This is a genomic window from Variovorax sp. GW822-FHT04E09 (assembly GCF_058800845.1).
This window is the reverse complement of sequence record NZ_JBXAMR010000004.1, coordinates 157361-174941: the sequence shown is the minus strand read 5'-3', so window position 1 is coordinate 174941 and position 17581 is coordinate 157361. Positions and strand designations below refer to the sequence as shown.

The window sequence follows — 17581 nt, the reverse complement described above, 5'->3', positions numbered from 1 at the left end:
CTTTTGTCCACCGGAATTTCCCGCACCCCGATCTCACCGATCCGACACCCTTTGAAGGAGGCCCCATGGGCTTGAGCACTCACGTACTGGACACGATGCACGGCGGCCCCGCGGCCGGCATGGAGGTGGCGCTGTACACCACCGACGGCGACGCCGCGACGCTGGTGAAGCGCTTCACGCTGAATTCGGACGGCCGCAGCGACGGGCCGCTCTACGACAACAACTCGATCAAGGTCGGCACCTACCGCCTGGTGTTCGACGTGGCGGGTTATTTCAAGGCCCGCGGCGTGACGCTGCCGGAGCCGAACTTCCTGAACAAGGTGGCGCTGGACTTCGGCGTGGCGCACACCGACCAGCACTACCACGTGCCGCTTCTGGTCAGCCCGTGGAGCTACTCCACGTACCGCGGCTCCTGAGGTCAGTCGCCTTGTTGCTGCCCTTCGGTCAGGGTGTCGAGCTGGAAGCGTCCGCTCTTGTCCCACAGCCAGGTGTCGGTCCAGGTGACCGCGCCCAGGCGCTGGGCGGGCGGGAAGGGCGCGGCCTGCAGCACGGCGCGCTCGATCTCGGCGATCACCTCGGGCGCGTGCTTGGGCGCGCGCAGCCAGTGCATCGAGACCACCTTGCCGCCGGCGTCCAGGTTCACCTGCAGCGTGCCGACCGCGTACAGCAGCGGCGGCATCTGGCCCTTGTAGATGCGCGAGGGGTTGGCGTTGTAGATGTGGCGTGCCGCGTCGCGGCGGTACTCGCGCGCGGTGGCCGCACTGGAGGCACGCGGCGCGGGGCCGCTGCCCTGTGCGCTGCTGGCACCGCTCAGCTGGCCGGGCACCGAGCCCGTCGAGCCGCAGCCGGCGAGCCACAAGGCGGAAAGAACAGTGGCGGCCCAGGCGAGGCGGCGCGGCGTAAGCTGGCGGTTCGTCATCATCGCCGGGGTTATACCGTGAGTTGTTGCTGCCTCGGCAACCGAAGGTTTCGGTCATGAACGGTGCGGTCGATCAATTGCTGGCGCGTCTTCGCACTGAAGACGCCGTTCTGGTTCGGGTCGAATCGACCCAGGGCTCGGCCCCGCGCGAGGCCGGCACCTGGATGGCCGTCTGGGCCGACGGCCTCACGGCCACCATCGGCGGCGGCCAGCTCGAGTTCCAGGCCACGCAGGAAGCACGCGAGATCCTGGCCGGCACCCGCAGCCTCGACGGCGTGCAGCGCTACCCGCTGGGCCCGAGCCTGGGCCAGTGCTGCGGCGGCGTGATGTTCCTGACCTACCGGCGCATCGGTGCGGCCGACGCGCCCGCGTTGCAGAAAGAACTGGTCGCGCAGCTCGAACCCGTGGCCTTGTTCGGCGGCGGCCACGTGGGCGCCGCGCTGGCGCGCCTGCTGGCCGTGCTGCCGTTCTCGGTGCGCTGGATCGACAGCCGCGATGGCGTGTTCCCCGACGCATTGCCCGCGCAGATCGACACCGAACACTCCGAGCCCGTGCAGGACGCGGTCGCCGCGCTCGCGCCCGGCAGCCGCGTGCTGATCATGAGCTTCAGCCATGCCGAAGACCTGGACATCGTCATCGCCTGCCTGAAGCGCCTGCGCGCGCGCAACGACCTGCCCTACATCGGCCTCATCGGCAGCAAGACCAAGTGGGCCACCTTCCGCCACCGGCTGGAGGCGCGCGGCTTCACGGCCGACGAGCTGGCGCGCGTCACCTGCCCGATCGGCGTGCCCGGTATCACGGGCAAGGAACCCGAGGTGATCGCGGTCGCCGTGGCGGCACAGTTGTTGCAATCGCTGGGCTGAACAGGGTTTTCCCTTGGCGGCGACGCCGCAAATAGCATCCCGCCTCGTGCCAAAACTGTATACACTTTCGGTCCACAACAAGCCGCAGCGGAGCGAGGTCCTTTTCAACGGACCTGCGTTCGCGGCACTTTCTCTGCTTACAGCGCCCGCGGTGGTGAGCAGGCTGAAACCCCTCCTTGGCGCCCCCACGCGCCAACAGGGTTGAGAGAGAGCACATGGAAAGCTACTACCTCGACTGGGCCAACCTGCTGCTGCGCTGGGTCCACGTCATCACCGCCATCGCCTGGATCGGCGCCTCCTTCTACTTCGTGATGCTGGACAACAGCCTCGAGAAGCCGCAGGACCAGGAATCGCTCGACAAGGGCGTGGGCGGCGAGCAATGGGCCGTGCACGGCGGCGGCTTCTACAACAGCCAGAAGTACGCGCTGGCGCCCAAGAAACTGCCCGACCACTTGCACTGGTCGTACTGGGAAAGCTATTCGACCTGGCTCACGGGCTTTGCGCTCTTCACGATGTCGTACCTGTGGAACGCGAGCACATACCTCATCGACAAGAGCAAGATGGACTGGCAGCCCGGCGCCGCCATTGCCGTGGCGCTGGCCTTCTTCGTCGTGTTCTGGATGGTCTACGACGGCATCTGCCAGATCTTCGGGCGCCGCAAGCACGGCGACACCATCGTCGGCGTGCTGATCGCGGTCTTCATCGCCTTCGCGACCTGGCTGGCCTGCCAGTGGTTCGCGGGCCGCGCGGCCTTCCTGCTGGTGGGCGCCATGATGGCCACCACCATGAGCGGCAACGTGTTCTTCTGGATCATCCCGGGCCAGCGCAAGAACGTGAAGGCGCTGCGCGAAGGCCGGCCGGTCGACCCGGTGCACGGCCAGCGCGGCAAGCAACGCAGCGTGCACAACACCTACTTCACGCTGCCGGTGCTGTTCGCGATGCTGAGCAACCACTACAGCTTCACCTACACGCACAAGTACAACTGGATCGTGCTGCTGCTGATCATGCTCGGCGGCGCGGCCATCCGGCAGTTCTTCGTGGTGCGCCACCGCTTCAAGCTGGGCAACGCGGGCAACCCGCTGCCCTACGCCATGGTCGGCATCGCGGTGCTGGGCCTGACCATCGTGTGGATGAAGCCCGAGCCGGCCGCACCCGTGGCGGCCACCGCCGCCCAGGCCGCGCCCGCCGTGGCCTACCAGGACGTGCAGAAGGTGCTGGAGCAGCGCTGCTTCATGTGCCACGGCGCGGCCGTGCAGATGAAGAACGTGCGCGTCGACACGCCCGACCAGGTGACGGCGCATGCCCAGGCGATCTACCAGCAGGTCGTGGTGACCAAGATCATGCCGATGAACAACGCGACCAACATCACCGACGAAGAGCGGGCGTTGATCAGCCGCTGGTTCCAGGCCGGCGCCAAGACGAACTAGAAGACCGTGGCCTGCGAGGGCGGGCCACCGGTCGTCGCACAATCGCCGAATGGAGACAACACGCAAGCCATGACCGCATCGACCTCGCCCTCAGCAACAGCTCCCGATCCGCGCGAAGCCCCGCGCGCTTTCCTCGAACACCTGTACCGCGTGGCGGTGGACCGCGCGCTGCCGCTGTCCACGCTGGGCGCGCACCTGCCCCAGCCGCCCAAGGGCCGCACCGTGGTGCTGGGCGCCGGCAAGGCCGGCGGCTCGATGGTGCAGGCGCTCGAGGCGCTGTGGCCGGCCGACGCCCCGCTGTCGGGCCTGGTCGTCACGCGCTATGACCACATTCCGCCGCGCCCCGCAGGCGTGCCGCAGCGCATCGAGCTCGTCGAGGCCGCGCACCCCGTGCCCGACGCGGCCGGCCAGCAGGCGGCCGAGCGCATCCTGGCGCTCACGCAGGGCCTCACGGCCGACGACCTCGTGCTGTGCCTCATCTCCGGCGGCGGCTCGTCGCTGCTGGTGCTGCCGGCCGAGGGCCTCACGCTGGCTGACAAGCAGCGCATCAACAAGCAGCTGCTCGACAGCGGCGCCCACATCGGCGAGATGAACTGCGTGCGCAAGCACCTGTCGCGCATCAAGGGCGGCCGGCTCGCGGCGGCCTGCGCGCCGGCGCGCGTGGTCACGCTCACCATCAGCGACGTGCCCGGCGACGACCCGGCCGTGATCGCCAGCGGCCCCACCGTGCCCGACGCCACCACCTGCGCCGACGCGCTCGCCATCCTCGACCGCTACGGCATCGAGGTGCCGGCGCCCGTGCGCGCGCAGCTCGAAAGCGGCGCGCTCGAAACCCCCAAGCCCGACGACGCCGTGTTCGCCGGCCACAGCACCCACCTCATCGCCACGCCGCAGCAGTCGCTCGAAGCCGCTGCCGCCGCTGCGCGCGCCGCCGGCATCGGCGTGCACGTGCTGAGCGACGAAATCGAAGGCGAATCGCGCGAAGTCGGCAAGGTGCACGCGGCGCTCGCCCGCGCCGTGGCCCTGCGCGGCGAGCCCTTCGCCCGGCCCTGCGTCATCCTGTCGGGCGGCGAGACCACCGTCACCATCCGTCCGCGCCAGCCCGGCCAGGCCAAGGGCCGCGGCGGGCGGGCCGGCGAGTTCTGCCTGGGCCTGGCCGGCGCGCTCATGGGCCAGCCGCAGGTCTGGGCGCTGGCGGCCGACACCGACGGCATCGACGGCGTGGAAGACAACGCCGGCGCCTTCGTCACGCCCGACACCCTGGCGCGCGCCACGGCGCAGGGCAAAAAGCTGTCCGACCACCTCGACCGCAACGACGCCTACGGCTATTTCGATGCCATCGGCGACCTGTTCGTGACCGGTCCGACGAACACCAACGTCAACGACTTCCGCGCGATCCTCGTGCTGTAGGCGCGCCCCGGCCCCTGGCGGGGGCCGCCGGCAAGCTTTGTGAACTCAGGTTAATCTACGGCCCCGGCGGCGCTTGGCCGCCGTTGTCGCATGCGCACCCCCACGGGGTGCCGCGCCGCGCGCCCGATTTCCCGTTTCGTTTTCACCATCCAGTCCTCGAAGGAAAGAGTTCGCCATGACCGCCACCTACACCGACACCCGCCTGCTGATCGACGGCCAATGGGTCGACGCCGCCGACGGCAAGACGCTCGACGTGCTGAACCCCGCCACCGGCAAGGCCATCGGCAAGGTGGCGCACGCCAGCATCGTCGACCTCGACCGTGCCCTGGCCGCCGCCCAGCGCGGCTTCGAAGCCTGGCGCGACACGCCCGCCAACGAGCGCGCCGCCGTGATGCGCCGCGCCGCCGGCCTGATCCGCGAACGCGCCCTGGACATCGCCAAGCTGCTGACGCAGGAACAAGGCAAGCCGCTGGGCGAGGCCAAGGTCGAAATGATGGCCGCCGCCGACATCATCGAGTGGTTCGCCGACGAAGGCCGCCGCGTGTACGGCCGCATCGTGCCCTCGCGCAACCTGGCCGCGCAGCAGCTGGTCATCAAGGAGCCGGTCGGCCCGGTCGCGGCCTTCACGCCGTGGAACTTCCCCGTCAACCAGATCGTGCGCAAGCTCGGTGCCGCGCTGGCCACCGGCTGCTCCTTCCTGGTGAAGGCGCCCGAGGAAACCCCGGCCTCGCCGGCCGCGCTGCTCAAGGCCTTTGTCGACGCCGGCATTCCGGGCGGCGTGGTGGGCCTCGTGTTCGGCAACCCGGGCGAGATCTCGAGCTACCTCATCGCGCACCCGATCATCCGCAAGGTCACCTTCACCGGCTCGACCCCGGTCGGCAAGCAGCTGGCCGCACTGGCCGGTTCGCACATGAAGCGCGTCACGATGGAACTGGGCGGCCACGCCCCGGTGATCGTGGCCGAAGACGCCGACGTGGCGCTGGCCGTCAAGGCCGCCGGTGCCGCCAAGTTCCGCAACGCGGGCCAGGTCTGCATCTCGCCGACCCGTTTCCTGGTGCACAACAGCCTGCGCCATGAGTTCGCCAGCCTGCTGGTCAAGCACGCCGAAGGCCTCAAGCTCGGCGACGGCCTGGTCGAAGGCACCAACCTCGGCCCGCTGGCCAACGCCCGCCGCCTCACGGCCATGGCCCACGTGCTGGAAGACGCGCGCAAGAAGGGCGCCACCATCGCGACCGGCGGCGAACGCGTCGGTGACACCGGCAACTTCTTCGCACCCACCGTCATCACCGACGTGCCGCTGGACGCCGACGTGTTCAACAACGAACCCTTCGGCCCCATCGCCGCCATCCGCGGCTTCGACACGCTCGAAGAAGCCATCACCGAAGCCAACCGCCTGCCCTTCGGCCTGGCCGGCTACGCCTTCACCAAGTCGATCAAGAGCGCGCACCTGCTGAGCCAGAAGCTCGAGCTGGGCATGCTGTGGATCAACCAGCCCGCCACGCCCTCGCCGGAAATGCCGTTCGGCGGCGTGAAGGATTCGGGCTACGGTTCGGAAGGTGGCCCGGAAGCGATCGAGGCTTACCTCAACACCAAGGCTGTTTCGATCCTCGGCGTTTAACTAGTCTTCGGCGGAGGCGTTCCAGAACGCCTGCTGGACACCCTCCAGCGTTTCCAGCTCCGCGATCACCTGGTCGAGCTCTTCGGGCTCGACCGCGGTGGCATACAGCGTTGCCGCAATCTCCGTGTCGGCCTGCCCGAAGGCGTGCTGGTCGATGTCGCGCACCGGGTAGTTCGCGGCCTCCAGCTGCACCAGCAGCTGGTCCATCACCTCGGGCCGCGCCGCGCGTGAGCAGATCACGCGCACCGTGTAGGTGGCCTCGCTCGATTCCTCGTGCACCGGGCGGCGGTTGATGCGGTTCACCACCGGCCGCAGCAGCGTGTTGCTCGCCAGCACGAAGAGCGCGGCGATCAATGCTTCGCCCAGCAGGTCGGCGCCCGCGCAGGCGCCCACCGCGGCCGATCCCCACAGCGTGGCGGCCGTGTTCAGGCCCGTGATGTTGGCGCCTTCCTTCATGATCGCGCCGGCGCCGAGAAAGCCGATGCCTGAGACCACGTAGGCGACCACGCGCACCGCGCCGTCGGGGCCGCCCAGGCGGGCCGCCATGTCGACGAACACGGCGGCGCCCACGGCCACCAGCGTGTTGGTGCGCAGCCCCGCGGTGCGCTGGCGCACCTGGCGCTCGAAGCCGATCAGCGAGCCGAGCAGAAAGGCCGCGCCCACGCTGACCAGGGTGTCCAGCAGCGAGGGCAGGTTGATGTGGCGAATGGCTTCCATGAGTGATCCTCCTGATCCTCTGTGTGCGAAGCAGGGTAGCGGCCTTGTGTGACAGCCGCGACCCTGCGTCCGCCGGGTGGTTCTTGTCTTACTGCCAGCCGTACTTGCGCGCGTACCAGCCCTTCACGGCCTGCGTCAGCGTGGCGTAGCCGACGAGCATCAGCACCAGCCACGGGAAGTACGCGAGCGGCAGCGCCTGCAGCTTGAAGTAGTGCGCCAGCGGTCCCATCGGCAGCCAGATGCCGACCGCAGCAATGGCCGCGCCCATCGCCAGCAGCGGCCAGGCCGCGCGGCTTTGCAGGAACGGAATCTTGCGGGTACGGATCAGGTGCACGATCAGCGTCTGCGACAGCAGGCCCTCGATGAACCAGCCCGACTGGAACAGCGTCTGGTGTTCCACCGAATTGGCCGCGAACACGAACCACATCACGGTGTAGGTCAGGATGTCGAACACCGAGCTCAGCGGCCCGAAGAACACCATGAAGCGGCCCAGGTCGGACGGGTTCCAGCGCTGCGGCGTCTTCAGGAATTCTTCGTCCACGTTGTCGAACGGGATCGCGATCTGCGACACGTCGTACAGCAGGTTTTGCACCAGCAGGTGCAGCGGCAGCATCGGCAGGAAGGGCAGGAAGGCACTGGCCACCAGCACCGAGAACACGTTGCCGAAGTTCGAGCTGGCCGTGATCTTGATGTACTTGAGCATGTTGGCGAAGGTGCGGCGGCCTTCGACCACGCCTTGCTCCAGCACCATCAGGCTCTTCTCGAGCAGGATGATGTCGGCCGATTCCTTGGCCACGTCCACCGCGCCGTCGACCGAGATGCCGATGTCGGCGGCGCGCAGCGCGGGCGCGTCGTTGATGCCGTCGCCCATGAAGCCGACCACGTGGCCGTTGGCATGCAGCGCCTGCACGATGCGTTCCTTGTGCGCGGGCGTGAGCTTGGCGAACACCTGGCGCATTTCCACCACCTGCCGCAGCTCGGCCTCGTTCATGCGCTCGACCTCGTGGCCCAGCACCATGCGTCCGGCGTCGATGCCGACGTCGCCGCAGACCTTGCGCGTGACCAGCTCGTTGTCGCCCGTCAGCACCTTCACCGCCACGCCGTGCGCGGCCAGCGCCTGCAGCGCGGGCGCGGTCGATTCCTTCGGCGGATCGAGAAAAGCCACGTAGCCCAGCAGCGTGAGCCCCGCCTCGTCGGCCACGCTGTAGGCCGGCTTGCGTGCATCGGCGTGCAGCGTGCGGCTGGCCACGGCCACCACGCGCAGGCCCTGGGCGTTGAGCTCCGAGGCCACGCGGTGGATGCGCGCCATCACGTCGGCGTCGAGCGCGAGCACTTCGGCGCCGCGTTCGACCGAGGTGCACACCGACAGGATCTCTTCGAGCGCGCCCTTGCAGATCAGCAGGTGCTCGTCCTCGCCGTGCGCCACCACCACCGACATGCGGCGGCGCGAGAAGTCGAAGGGCACTTCGTCGACCTTGCGCCAGCCGGTCTGCAGCTGAGTGTCGAGCTGCACCTCGGCGTGGCTGAGCACGGCCTTGTCGAGCAGGTTCTTCAGCCCCGTCTGGTGAAAGCTGTTGAGGTAGGCCTGCTGCAGCACGTGGTCGGAGTCTTCGCCCCAGGCGTTGGTGTGGCGTTCGAGCACGATGCGGTCCTGCGTCAGCGTGCCGGTCTTGTCGGTGCACAGCACGTCCATCGCGCCGAAGTTGTGAATGGCCTCGAGCCGCTTCACGATCACCTTCTGGCGCGACATCACGACCGCGCCCTTGGCCAGCGTGGCCGTCACGATCATCGGCAGCATCTCGGGCGTGAGGCCGACCGCGATCGACAGCGCGAACAGCGCCGCCTCCCACCAGTCGCCCTTGGTCACGCCGTTGATCACCAGCACCAGCGGCGCCATCACCAGCATGAAGCGGATCAGCAGCCAGCTCACGCGGTTGATGCCGGCCTGGAAGGCGGTGGTGCCGCGGTCGGTGGCGCTCACGCGCTGGGCCAGCGCGCCGAAGAAGGTGCGCTCGCCCGTGTGCACGATCACCGCGGTGGCGGTGCCGCTGATCACGTTGGTGCCCATGAACAGCAGGTTGTCGCGCTCGAGCACGCCGGCCTGGTGGTCGGCGGCGGTGGCTGCGAACTTCTCCACCGGCATCGATTCGCCGGTGAGCGCTGACTGGCTGATGAACAGGTCTTTCGCCGAGAGCAGGCGTGCATCGGCCGGGATCATGTCGCCGGCCGACAGCGCGATCACATCGCCGGGCACGAGGTCGCGCATCGGCACTTCGATGCGTTGCGTGCCCGCGTGCGCGAGGTCGAAGCCGTCGTCGCCGGCGCGGCCGGCCTTCTCGCCGGGCGCGGGGCGCAGCACCGTCGAGGTGTTGCTGACCATCGCCTTGAGCCGGTCGGCGGCCTTGTTGGAGCGCGACTCCTGCAGGAAGCGCAGCACGGTCGACAGCAGCACCATGCTGCCGATCACCACCGTGGCCTTCGTGTCCTCGGTGATGTAGGAAACCAGCGCGAGCACCGTCAGCAGCAGGTTGAAGGGGTTGCGGTAGCACTGCCACAGGTGGTTCCACCACGGCAGCGGCTGCTCGTGGCGCACCTCGTTGCTGCCCAGCCGCTTGCGCAGCGCCAGCGCGTGGGCTTCGGTGAGGCCTTGCGACGAGCTGTTCAGGCGCACCAGCACTTCGCCCGCGTCGGTGTGCGAGGCGGCGGCCAGCGCCTTGGCGATCTCGGCCGGCATCGCGGCCGAGCCGAGGCTGCTGGGCTTGGCGCTCAGCAGCGTCTGCCAGCGCTCGAAGTGATGCCGCATGTGGCGGCTGCGCAGGAAGCTTTCGAAAAAGGACTTCAGGACGTTCTTCATTGTTCTTCTCCTGTGTGGGGGCGCTCAGCGAGCGAACGCCCAGGTGAGGCCCAGCGTCCAGCCGCGCGGGCCGTCGTGGCGCAGGTCGCGTGCGTGGCTGAGGTCGACGTTCAGGGCCGGCGTGGCCGTCCAGCGCAGACCGGCGCGCCAGGCGTTGCGCCCGCCTTCGCGGAAGCGCTCGGCCACGAGCGACAGCGCGGGCAGGGCGGCCCATTCGAGCGCGGCGCCCGAGTGGCTGGTGCTCGGCTGCGCACGATGGAAGTCGCGGCCAAGGTTCAGGTGGGCGCGCCAGGCGTCGTCGAACTGCCAGGTGACGGGGATCACCACGCTGCTGTCGGCCAGGCGCAGCGAGGCGTGGCCGGCGTCGCTGCGTTGCCACGTGGCCGAGGCGAGCACGCCGGCGCTCAGCGTGTCGGTGAGCGCGAAGGCCCACTTGATCTGCGGGCCGGCGCGCACGGTGCGGCCGTCGGCACCACGCTCGCGTTCGAGGTTCAGGCCCAGCTCGATGGGGCCGACACGGCAGGCCGGGCCGAGGTGCACGAGGCGCTGGCCAGCCCAGGTCTCGATCTGGCACTGGCCCGGATCGAGGATGGCAGCGTCGTCCACCGAATGGTGGCCGCCGGCGGCGTGGGTCTGCGTGGCGGCAAGGCTGCAGAGCGTGGCCAGCCAGGCGCGGCGGGGCGCGGGGCGGCGGAAGACAAGGGGGCGAGCGTTGGAACGGGCGGCCGTGGCCGTCCGCACGACACGCCGCAGGCGTTCGCTGGTCATGGGAGTTTCTCCTTCGGGTGCGGCGCGCCGCGAAGGAAGGAAACGCCCGTGACGACTTGCTTAATTACTCAGCAGTCAGCCGGCGGCGCTCCTCCGCAGCGCGGCAGGCTGCGAGGTGAATGGGGGATCGATCGGGCAGTGAAGGCGGCGCACAGCGGCGCAAGCAAGGGTCCGGGTCCATGAGGGCCTCCTGTTCTGTGGGGGTGGCAGGGGCGGGCTTCAGCGGCGCGTGGTGCCGTGGCCGGGCTGTTCGAGCAGCAGGAAGAAGCTGCGGATGCGGCGCGTGGTCCACAGCGCGGCGGCGCGGTCCAGGGCCTGCTCGTCGTCGACGTGCGGGGCCGGGCTCACGCGCGTCGGCGCACCGGCATGCGCCGACGGACGACCGTGCGACGGTCGCACCTGCGGATGCAACGGACGAATCTGAAACTGGCGCATGACAAGGCTCCTTCACGCTGAAGGGCCTCGCGCACGGACGCACGCAAGCTGACTGACAAAGTCAGCGACGAAGAACAACGGGAATCGGTAGGGGAGCCGCTTGCCCGAGGGGCAAGGGGTTCGCGCTGCGGACACGGCGGCCGCAAGCGCGGGAGCTGCCTGCGCTAGAGGGCCGGGGGTGTCACGCCTGCCGAGGCACGCGTCTTGTCACTGATCCAACTGGCACTGTCCACGCACGGGGCTCCGAAATGATGATTTCCGGATTGTTGCACCGCATCATTGGCAGCGTCAACCCTTGGCATGAAGCAACAGGCTGCGTCGGGGCTGCGTGACGTGGAGCTGGACCTCGTTCGCGCTGCGTTCGATAGGGGCCGGAAACCAGCGGAAGATGTTCGAGTCGCTGCGCCAGCCGTTGCTGAAGCGCACGAACAGGAAGCCCGAGATGGCATTGCCCAGGTCGTCCACCGGAATGCCCGCGGCGCGCAGGGCCTCGACCTCTTGTGCGGCGCTCATGTCGAAGGGAAGTTTCAGCGTGATGCTCGCGCTGTGAAGACTGGGTCGGGGCATCGTGACCTCCTTTGCACTGACCAAGGGCCGTAGTGAAGCGCAAGGAGTTGTGTCAGGCGATACCGAAGATATGGGAGCTGTCCATTGGTGAGGGAGGGTGCGATTCGCCCTCGCTCCCTCGTGGCATCCCTCGACCGGGGGATGCGATGGGTAGGGTGGCCTATGCCGAATGCCTGTCCCTGTGCCTATAGTCGACGCGCATGAAATCAAGCACCCCGGCCATCCTGTTCATCTGCACCGGCAACATCTGCCGCTCGCCGACCGCGCACGCATTGCTGCTCCACAAGGCGCAGCGCGCGGGCTTCGCGGTGGAGGTCGACAGCGCCGCGATCTCCGATGAGGAGCGCGGCAATCCGCCTGACCCGCGCTCGGTGGCCGAGGCCCTGCGGCGCGGCATCGCGATGCCCGCGCACCGCGCACGCCAAGTGCGCGCGGCCGACTTCGAACGCTTCGATTGGCTCATCGGCATGACGCAGCAGCACTGCGCCGCGCTGCGCAGGCGTGCGCCGGCCGATGCGGCGCGCAAGGTGCGCCTGCTCTCGGAGTTCGCCGATGCCATCGGCGGCGACGTGCCCGACCCGTGGTACGGCGGCCACCAGGCCTTCATCGAGGCCTTCGACCTGATCGACCTCGGTGTGGAAGGCCTGCTCGCGCAGCTGCGTCGCGACGCGGCCTGAGTGGGCAGAGCTCGTGGCTCAGCCCGTGCAGAGCGCGCGGATCGTCGGCGGAATCGGCACCGCGCGGATGCCGCCGCCTTCGCGCTTGGCGGCAAAGATCCGCACCTCTTCGCATTCGAGGATCAGGTCGTCGCCGCGCGTCACGCGGTAGGTCTGCACGAAGCTCTTGTCGCGCCATTCGGTGATGCGCACCGCGATGTGCAGCGTGTCGCCGTAGCTGGCCGCCTTGACGAAGCGCGTGTGCGTGTCGACCAGCGGCGTGCCGATCACGCCGAGCGTCTGGGCCGTTTCCTCCCAGCGCGGCACGCCGCACTCGGCGAAGAAGTGGCGCGAGGCCGCGTCGATCCAGCGGAAGAAGTTGGGAAACCAGACGATGCCGGCCGGGTCGCAGTCGCCGAACTCGACGCGTGCGGTGTAGACGACTTCCTTGCCGGAAGCGTCGTGGGGAGATGGAGTGCTGCTCATCCGTCGATTGTCCCGGCTGCTCAGTCGGCCTTGATGCCGCGCTCGCGGATGAGTGCGCCGAAGCGCTGCGAGTCTGCCGCGGCGCGACGCTGGAAATCGGCCGGCGTGCCCGGCGCCGGCTCGCCGCCGATGGCCGCGATGCGCTCCTTCACCGCCGGCAGCGCGAGCGCGCGGTTGACCTGCGTGTTGAGCTGCGCCACCACCTCGGGCGGCGTGCCGGCCGGTGCGTAGAAACCGAACACCGTGTCGGCGTCGAAGCCGCGCAGGCCGGCCTCGTCGAGCGTGGGCACGTCGGGGAACTGCGATGAGCGGTGCGGGCTGCCCACGGCCAGCAGCTTGAGCTTGCCGGCGCGCACCTGGTTCAGGGCAATGCCGGGGTCGAAGGCGTAGTCGATCTGGCCGGCCAGCAGGTCCTGCAAGGCGGGCGCCGCGCCGCGGTAGGGCACGTGCAGCGCGAACAGGCCGGCCTGGCTCTTGAACATCTCGCCCGCCAGGTGCGGCGAGCTGCCGTTGCCCGGCGAGCCGTACGAGAGCTTGCCGGGGTTGGCCTTGAGGTAGGCCATGAACGACTTCACGTCGGTCGGTGGCAGGGAAGGGCGCGTGACCAAAAACACCAGCACGCGCGCGGCCGCGGCCACGGGCACCAGGTCCTTGGCGGGGTCGAAGCTCATGCGTGCATACAGGTGCGGGTTCACCGACACCATGCCGCCCGAGCTCATGAGCAGCGTGTAGCCGTCGGCTGCCGCGCGCGCCACGGCCTCGCCGCCGACGTTGCCGTTGGCGCCGCCGCGGTTCTCGATCACCACGGGCTGCTTCAGTGCTTCCTGCAGCGGCTGCGAGACGGCGCGCGCGAGCTGGTCGGCCGCGCCGCCGGCCGGGAAGTTGACGATCACCTTGATGGGCTTGGACGGCCAGGTGTCGGCATGCACGGCGGGCGCGCACAAGGCGGTGCCGGCCAGGGCGAGCGCCAGCAGCAGGCGGCGCGATGAGGCGGGGGTGGATGGGGTCATGGTTCTTTGTCTCCTCAGATCGTGGTCGTTGTCTTGGGCCGCTTCATCCAGCGGATGGGTTGCGCCTGCACCGGGCGCGGCGCGGCGCCGTGGCGCGTGAGCGCGGCGTCCAGCGCCTTGCCGCCTTCGTCGGCGAGCGCGGCCTCGCGGGCCGCCGCGATCGCCTCGGCGCGCGCGGCGGGCTGCAGCGTGGCGCGGCCCGCGAGCTCGTCGATCACGTGCAGCAGGTTGTGCTTGCCGCGTTCGTTGGTGCTGCCGTAGCCCTTGATGAGCCGGCCGCACAGCGCCAGCTCGCGGCCCAGCGCCCAGTGCGCGCGCGTGCCGGTCTCGACGGCCGCGAGCCAGCGTTCGATCAATGCCTGCTCTTCGGCAAAACGGCTGCCGCGTCGGCGCAGCCAGGTGAGCGAGGCCAGCAGCCGCAGCGAGGCCATGCCCAGCACCGAGTGGCTGCCCACCTGCAGCGGCAGCGCCCACGGCGCGAGTCCGCGCGACTGGCGGGCGCGGTCCCAGGCGGTCACGCGGCGCGCGAGCGACGGCGGCAGCAGCGCCGCGAACTCGGGCGCGCCGGGCTTGAAGTGGTCGAAGACCTTCACGAGGTCGTCGTCGCCGGCGCGCACTTCCTGGCGCACGCGCTGCGCGCGGCTGGCGCGGCCCTTCAGCGCGGCCACGCGCACGATGTCGTCGAAAGCCATCCACAGCGCCAGCCAGCGCGCCATCTCGCGCGTGACCGCGAAGCCCTGCGCGCCCGACGGGTCGGCGGCGCGCTCGGCCTCGAGCACCCGCGCGAGGCGATCGGCGTACAGCGCGGCGTAGGCGCCGTCCTGGTAGTCGCGCACCCGCGCATGGCCGAGCACGAGCATGTCGTGCACGGCCGGCGGAAAGCGGCGCGCCACGTCGTCGGGCAGGGCCTGCGGCGGCGGGGGCGCGTCGCGCGTGTCGTCGCCGGCCAGCACGCCCTGCACGAAGGCGGCCTGGGCGCGCGGCGCGCGCACGGCCTCGAAGGCGGCGGCAAAGCCGCGCAGGCTGGCGGCGGCCATCTTGCCGAGCTTGTCGGGCGCGGCTTCGTCGCCGCCGCGCACCGCGCGCTCGTAGGCTTCGCGCGGGAACGGGAAGAGGCCGCTGCCCGCGATCGCGCCCAGCATCACGGCGCTGACCACCGTGCCGGCCTCGCGCGCCATGCCGCCCATGTCGAGCACGTGGTGCTCGCGGCTGAAGGCCTTGACCACGTCCAGCAGGCGCTGCGCGTCGGCGCGGCCGTCGCCGGGCACCATGCGTTCGGCCGTGGTGAGCACGCGCGCCGACGAGCTGATGACCAGCGTGCGCAGCGGCGCGCTCATGCCGTTGCCGATCTGGCGCGTGGTCTCCAGCAGCTCCGACGAGACGATCGCGTCGAGCGCGCCGGGCACCGGGCCCAGGCTGAACACCGGCCGCCGGCCGCCCAGCTGCGCCATCGGCACCGGGAACACTTCGAGGTAGTAGGTGGTGGCGCCGGTGCGCTGCGCCACGCCGGGGATCGACGTGCTTTGCGCCGCGTAGCCCGCGTGCCGCGCGGCGTCGACCAGCCATTCGGTGAGCACGCCGCCGCCTTCGCCGCCGAGGGCGCAGACGAGGAGGGTGGTGGGACGGTTCTGTTCCATGTCTCGGTTCTTTCTTCTCATGCCGGGCGCAGGGCGCCGACGATCGCGCTGCGCAGGCCGTGCAGCAGGCGTTCGTGCCACTTCGGGTTCTGCACCACCTCGGCGCGGTAGAAGCTCGGGCACAGCGTGGCCGCGTGCGCGTTGGCGCCGCACAGGCCGCAGCCCACGCAGCCGTCGATGACCACGGCCACCGGGTCGACCTTCAGCGGATCGGGGTTGTCCTTGAGCGTGAGCGTGGGGCAGCCCGACAGGCGGATGCAGGCGTGGTCGCCGTTGCACACGTCCTCGTCGACGCCGTACTTCACGCGCACCACGCGCTGGCCCTTCTTGAGCAGGCTGGCGATCCACGGCTTGATGCGGCGCTGCCGCTCGAGCTGGCACTCGCCCTCGGCGATCACCACCTTCAGGCCGTTGAAGTCGCTCGTGAGCGCCTCGGTGAGCGTCTTGCGCATGCGCTCCACGTCGTAGGTGGTGACGGTGCGCATCCACTTCACGCCCAGGCCCGTGAGCGTGGCCTCGATGGTCTGGTTCTTGTCGACCAGGCTCTGCTGCTTGTCGACGGCGCGTTCCTTGATCTCGTCGTCGGGCGTGGAGATGATGTCCTGCGTGCCGGTGGCCGAGGTGTAGCCGTTCTTGAAGATCAGCAGCACCGCGTCGTCATCGTTGAACAGCGCGCTCTGCACGCCCGTGAGCAGGCCGTTGTGCCAGAAGCCGCCGTCGCCCATGATCGACAGCGTGCGCCGGTTCATCATCGGCGCCACGCCCGCGCGGCTGGCCAGGCTCATGCCGTAGCCGAGGATCGAGTGGCCCATCGAAAAGGGCTCGAAGGTGCCGAAGGCATGGCAGCCGATGTCGGCCGCGATGTGCACCGGCCCGGTCTCCTGCTGCGCGAGCTTGAGGGCCGAGAACACCGGCCGCTCGGGGCAGCCGACGCAAAAACTCGGCGGGCGGTTGGGCAGCGGCGCATCGAGCCGGCGCGCCACCGCTTCGCGGCGTTCGCGGTTGCCGGCCAGCCAGGCCTGCGCTGACGTGGCGGCCTCGCTCGCGCCGAGGTAGCGCTCGGCAAAGGCCGCGAGGCCGCCCGACAGCACCTCCACGCCGTACTCGCCGGCCTGCGGCAGCAGGTCCTTGCCGTGCAGCGGCGTCTGGATGTCGCGGCGGCGCAGCAGCGTGGCGATGTCCTGCTCGATGTACTCGGGCTGACCTTCTTCCACCACCAGCACCGCGCGCTTGCCGATGCAGAAGTCGGCCACCTGCTCGGGCACCAGCGGATACGTCACGTTGAGCACCAGGATCGGGATGTCGGTGTCGCCGAAGGCATCGGCCAGGCCCTGCTGCTGCAGGCTGCGGATCAGCGCGTTGTACAGGCCGCCCTGCACCACGATGCCCAGGTCGGGGTGGCGCCGGCCGGGCATCAGCTCGTTGAGGCCGTTCGCCACGATGTGGCGGCGCGCGGCCGGCATGCGCTCGTCGCCCTTGAGCTTCTCGTGGCGGAAGGTGACGGGGGGGTGCGCCAGGCGCATGTAGTCGAAGCCCGCGGGCTCGTCCATCAGCGCGCGCGTGGACACGGCGGGCGCGATGTTGTCCTTGCAGTCGAAGCTGCCGCGCACGTGGCAGGTGCGGATGCGCAGCTCCATCAGGCAGGGCATGTTCGACGCCTCCGACAGCTGGAAGCCCTGCTCGACCATGCGCACCATCACGCCCAGGTCGGGCCGCGGGTCGAGCAGGCACATGCTCGACTTGAGCGCGTAGGCGTGCGTGCGCTCCTGGATCACGCTGGCGCCTTCGCCGTAGTCCTCGCCGACCACGATCAGCACGCCGCCGGTCACGCCGGGCGACGACAGGTTGGACAGCGCATCGGCCGCCACGTTGGTGCCGACGATCGACTTCCAGGTGACCGCGCCGCGCAGCGGGTAGTGGATGGACGCACCGAGCATCGCCGCCGCCGAGGCCTCGTTGGAGCAGGCCTCGACGTGCACGCCCAGCTCGTCCATGTAGGCCTTGCCCTGCACCATCACGTCCAGCAGGTGCGACACCGGCGCGCCCTGGTAGCCGCCGACGTAGGCCACGCCCGATTGCAGCAGGCCCTTGGTGATCGCGAGGATGCCCTCGCCGTGGAAGGTGTCGCCCGCGCCCAGGCGCAGCATTTCCACTTCCTTGCTGAATGAAACTTCCATCGTGTCTCGTGCTTCTTGTCGTGGGGAGAACGCGGGA

At 69.7% G+C, this 17581-nt stretch carries 16 protein-coding genes; 6 read left to right on the top strand and 10 right to left on the bottom strand.

Annotation, left to right across the window (positions count from 1 at the left end; genetic code table 11):
• Positions 1–65: 65 nt before the first annotated feature.
• On the top strand, positions 66–416 hold the full coding sequence (gene uraH / locus AC1RL8_RS17840; RefSeq protein ID WP_070061690.1) for a hydroxyisourate hydrolase: 351 nt from the start codon (positions 66–68) through the stop codon (positions 414–416).
• 2 nt (positions 417–418) lie between these two features.
• On the opposite strand, the gene AC1RL8_RS17835 is transcribed toward uraH, so the two are convergent.
• Positions 419–922 (bottom strand): hypothetical protein, encoded by a 504-nt coding sequence (locus AC1RL8_RS17835; RefSeq protein WP_354348134.1) that lies wholly within the window; start codon positions 920–922, stop codon positions 419–421.
• Between the two features lie 53 nt (positions 923–975).
• On the opposite strand from AC1RL8_RS17835, the gene xdhC reads away from it, so the two are divergent.
• From xdhC to AC1RL8_RS17815, 4 genes are all read left to right on the top strand, one after another.
• Positions 976–1782, top strand: a complete 807-nt coding sequence (gene xdhC / locus AC1RL8_RS17830; protein ID WP_492685985.1) for a xanthine dehydrogenase accessory protein XdhC — start codon at positions 976–978, stop codon at positions 1780–1782.
• Positions 1783–1997: 215 nt separating this feature from the next.
• Positions 1998–3209 (top strand): urate hydroxylase PuuD, encoded by a 1212-nt coding sequence (locus AC1RL8_RS17825; protein ID WP_159274485.1) that lies wholly within the window; start codon positions 1998–2000, stop codon positions 3207–3209.
• Between the two features lie 69 nt (positions 3210–3278).
• Positions 3279–4619 carry a glycerate kinase type-2 family protein gene (locus AC1RL8_RS17820; RefSeq protein WP_492685986.1) on the top strand — a complete coding sequence of 447 codons (1341 nt, stop codon included), beginning with the start codon at positions 3279–3281 and terminating at the stop codon, positions 4617–4619.
• A gap of 175 nt (positions 4620–4794) precedes the next feature.
• Positions 4795–6237, top strand: a complete 1443-nt coding sequence (locus AC1RL8_RS17815) for an NAD-dependent succinate-semialdehyde dehydrogenase (RefSeq protein WP_307584601.1) — start codon at positions 4795–4797, stop codon at positions 6235–6237.
• Here AC1RL8_RS17815 and AC1RL8_RS17810 read toward each other — a convergent pair whose 3' ends face one another.
• The 5 genes from AC1RL8_RS17810 to AC1RL8_RS17790 all read right to left on the bottom strand — a co-directional run bounded on the left by AC1RL8_RS17810 (position 6238) and on the right by AC1RL8_RS17790 (position 11578).
• Positions 6238–6954, bottom strand: coding sequence for an MgtC/SapB family protein (locus AC1RL8_RS17810; protein ID WP_062480849.1), 717 nt, complete (start codon positions 6952–6954; stop codon positions 6238–6240).
• Positions 6955–7042: 88 nt separating this feature from the next.
• The gene (mgtA, locus tag AC1RL8_RS17805) at positions 7043–9808 is read right to left on the bottom strand and encodes a magnesium-translocating P-type ATPase (RefSeq protein ID WP_492685987.1); all 2766 of its coding nucleotides are present in this window, start codon (positions 9806–9808) and stop codon (positions 7043–7045) included.
• 24 nt (positions 9809–9832) lie between these two features.
• Positions 9833–10576 carry a PA4824 family protein gene (locus tag AC1RL8_RS17800; protein ID WP_492685988.1) on the bottom strand — a complete coding sequence of 248 codons (744 nt, stop codon included), beginning with the start codon at positions 10574–10576 and terminating at the stop codon, positions 9833–9835.
• Between the two features lie 219 nt (positions 10577–10795).
• Positions 10796–11011 (bottom strand): hypothetical protein, encoded by a 216-nt coding sequence (locus AC1RL8_RS17795; RefSeq protein ID WP_492685989.1) that lies wholly within the window; start codon positions 11009–11011, stop codon positions 10796–10798.
• A gap of 288 nt (positions 11012–11299) precedes the next feature.
• A complete protein-coding gene (locus AC1RL8_RS17790) occupies positions 11300–11578 on the bottom strand; it encodes a hypothetical protein (protein ID WP_492685990.1) in 279 nt (92 codons plus the stop codon).
• A 200-nt stretch (positions 11579–11778) separates the two neighbouring features.
• Here AC1RL8_RS17790 and AC1RL8_RS17785 point away from each other — a divergent pair, with 200 nt between their 5' ends.
• Complete coding sequence (locus AC1RL8_RS17785) at positions 11779–12255, top strand: low molecular weight protein-tyrosine-phosphatase (protein ID WP_492685991.1); 477 nt, start codon at positions 11779–11781, stop codon at positions 12253–12255.
• 18 nt (positions 12256–12273) lie between these two features.
• On the opposite strand, the gene AC1RL8_RS17780 is transcribed toward AC1RL8_RS17785, so the two are convergent.
• From AC1RL8_RS17780 to AC1RL8_RS17765, 4 genes are read right to left on the bottom strand one after another with little or no spacing between them, the layout of a single operon-like run.
• Positions 12274–12720, bottom strand: a complete 447-nt coding sequence (locus AC1RL8_RS17780) for an acyl-CoA thioesterase (RefSeq protein WP_492685992.1) — start codon at positions 12718–12720, stop codon at positions 12274–12276.
• 20 nt (positions 12721–12740) lie between these two features.
• A complete protein-coding gene (locus AC1RL8_RS17775) occupies positions 12741–13730 on the bottom strand; it encodes a Bug family tripartite tricarboxylate transporter substrate binding protein (protein WP_492685993.1) in 990 nt (329 codons plus the stop codon).
• 14 nt (positions 13731–13744) lie between these two features.
• Positions 13745–15367, bottom strand: a complete 1623-nt coding sequence (locus AC1RL8_RS17770) for an indolepyruvate oxidoreductase subunit beta family protein (RefSeq protein WP_492685994.1) — start codon at positions 15365–15367, stop codon at positions 13745–13747.
• A 17-nt stretch (positions 15368–15384) separates the two neighbouring features.
• Positions 15385–17544: a thiamine pyrophosphate-dependent enzyme gene (locus tag AC1RL8_RS17765; protein ID WP_492685995.1), complete on the bottom strand. Its 2160-nt coding sequence runs from the start codon at positions 17542–17544 to the stop codon at positions 15385–15387.
• Positions 17545–17581 lie beyond the last annotated feature (37 nt).

Excerpts from the sequence above, each read along its gene's own strand:
- uraH (WP_070061690.1), top strand. The coding sequence starts at position 66 with ATGGGCTTGAGCACTCACGTACTGGACACGATGCACGGCGGCCCCGCG.
- AC1RL8_RS17835 (WP_354348134.1), bottom strand. The coding sequence starts at position 922 with ATGATGACGAACCGCCAGCTTACGCCGCGCCGCCTCGCCTGGGCCGCC.
- xdhC (WP_492685985.1), top strand. The coding sequence starts at position 976 with ATGAACGGTGCGGTCGATCAATTGCTGGCGCGTCTTCGCACTGAAGAC.
- AC1RL8_RS17825 (WP_159274485.1), top strand. The coding sequence starts at position 1,998 with ATGGAAAGCTACTACCTCGACTGGGCCAACCTGCTGCTGCGCTGGGTC.
- AC1RL8_RS17820 (WP_492685986.1), top strand. The coding sequence starts at position 3,279 with ATGACCGCATCGACCTCGCCCTCAGCAACAGCTCCCGATCCGCGCGAA.
- AC1RL8_RS17815 (WP_307584601.1), top strand. The coding sequence starts at position 4,795 with ATGACCGCCACCTACACCGACACCCGCCTGCTGATCGACGGCCAATGG.
- AC1RL8_RS17810 (WP_062480849.1), bottom strand. The coding sequence starts at position 6,954 with ATGGAAGCCATTCGCCACATCAACCTGCCCTCGCTGCTGGACACCCTG.
- mgtA (WP_492685987.1), bottom strand. The coding sequence starts at position 9,808 with ATGAAGAACGTCCTGAAGTCCTTTTTCGAAAGCTTCCTGCGCAGCCGC.
- AC1RL8_RS17800 (WP_492685988.1), bottom strand. The coding sequence starts at position 10,576 with ATGACCAGCGAACGCCTGCGGCGTGTCGTGCGGACGGCCACGGCCGCC.
- AC1RL8_RS17795 (WP_492685989.1), bottom strand. The coding sequence starts at position 11,011 with ATGCGCCAGTTTCAGATTCGTCCGTTGCATCCGCAGGTGCGACCGTCG.
- AC1RL8_RS17790 (WP_492685990.1), bottom strand. The coding sequence starts at position 11,578 with ATGCCCCGACCCAGTCTTCACAGCGCGAGCATCACGCTGAAACTTCCC.
- AC1RL8_RS17785 (WP_492685991.1), top strand. The coding sequence starts at position 11,779 with ATGAAATCAAGCACCCCGGCCATCCTGTTCATCTGCACCGGCAACATC.
- AC1RL8_RS17780 (WP_492685992.1), bottom strand. The coding sequence starts at position 12,720 with ATGAGCAGCACTCCATCTCCCCACGACGCTTCCGGCAAGGAAGTCGTC.
- AC1RL8_RS17775 (WP_492685993.1), bottom strand. The coding sequence starts at position 13,730 with ATGACCCCATCCACCCCCGCCTCATCGCGCCGCCTGCTGCTGGCGCTC.
- AC1RL8_RS17770 (WP_492685994.1), bottom strand. The coding sequence starts at position 15,367 with ATGGAACAGAACCGTCCCACCACCCTCCTCGTCTGCGCCCTCGGCGGC.
- AC1RL8_RS17765 (WP_492685995.1), bottom strand. The coding sequence starts at position 17,544 with ATGGAAGTTTCATTCAGCAAGGAAGTGGAAATGCTGCGCCTGGGCGCG.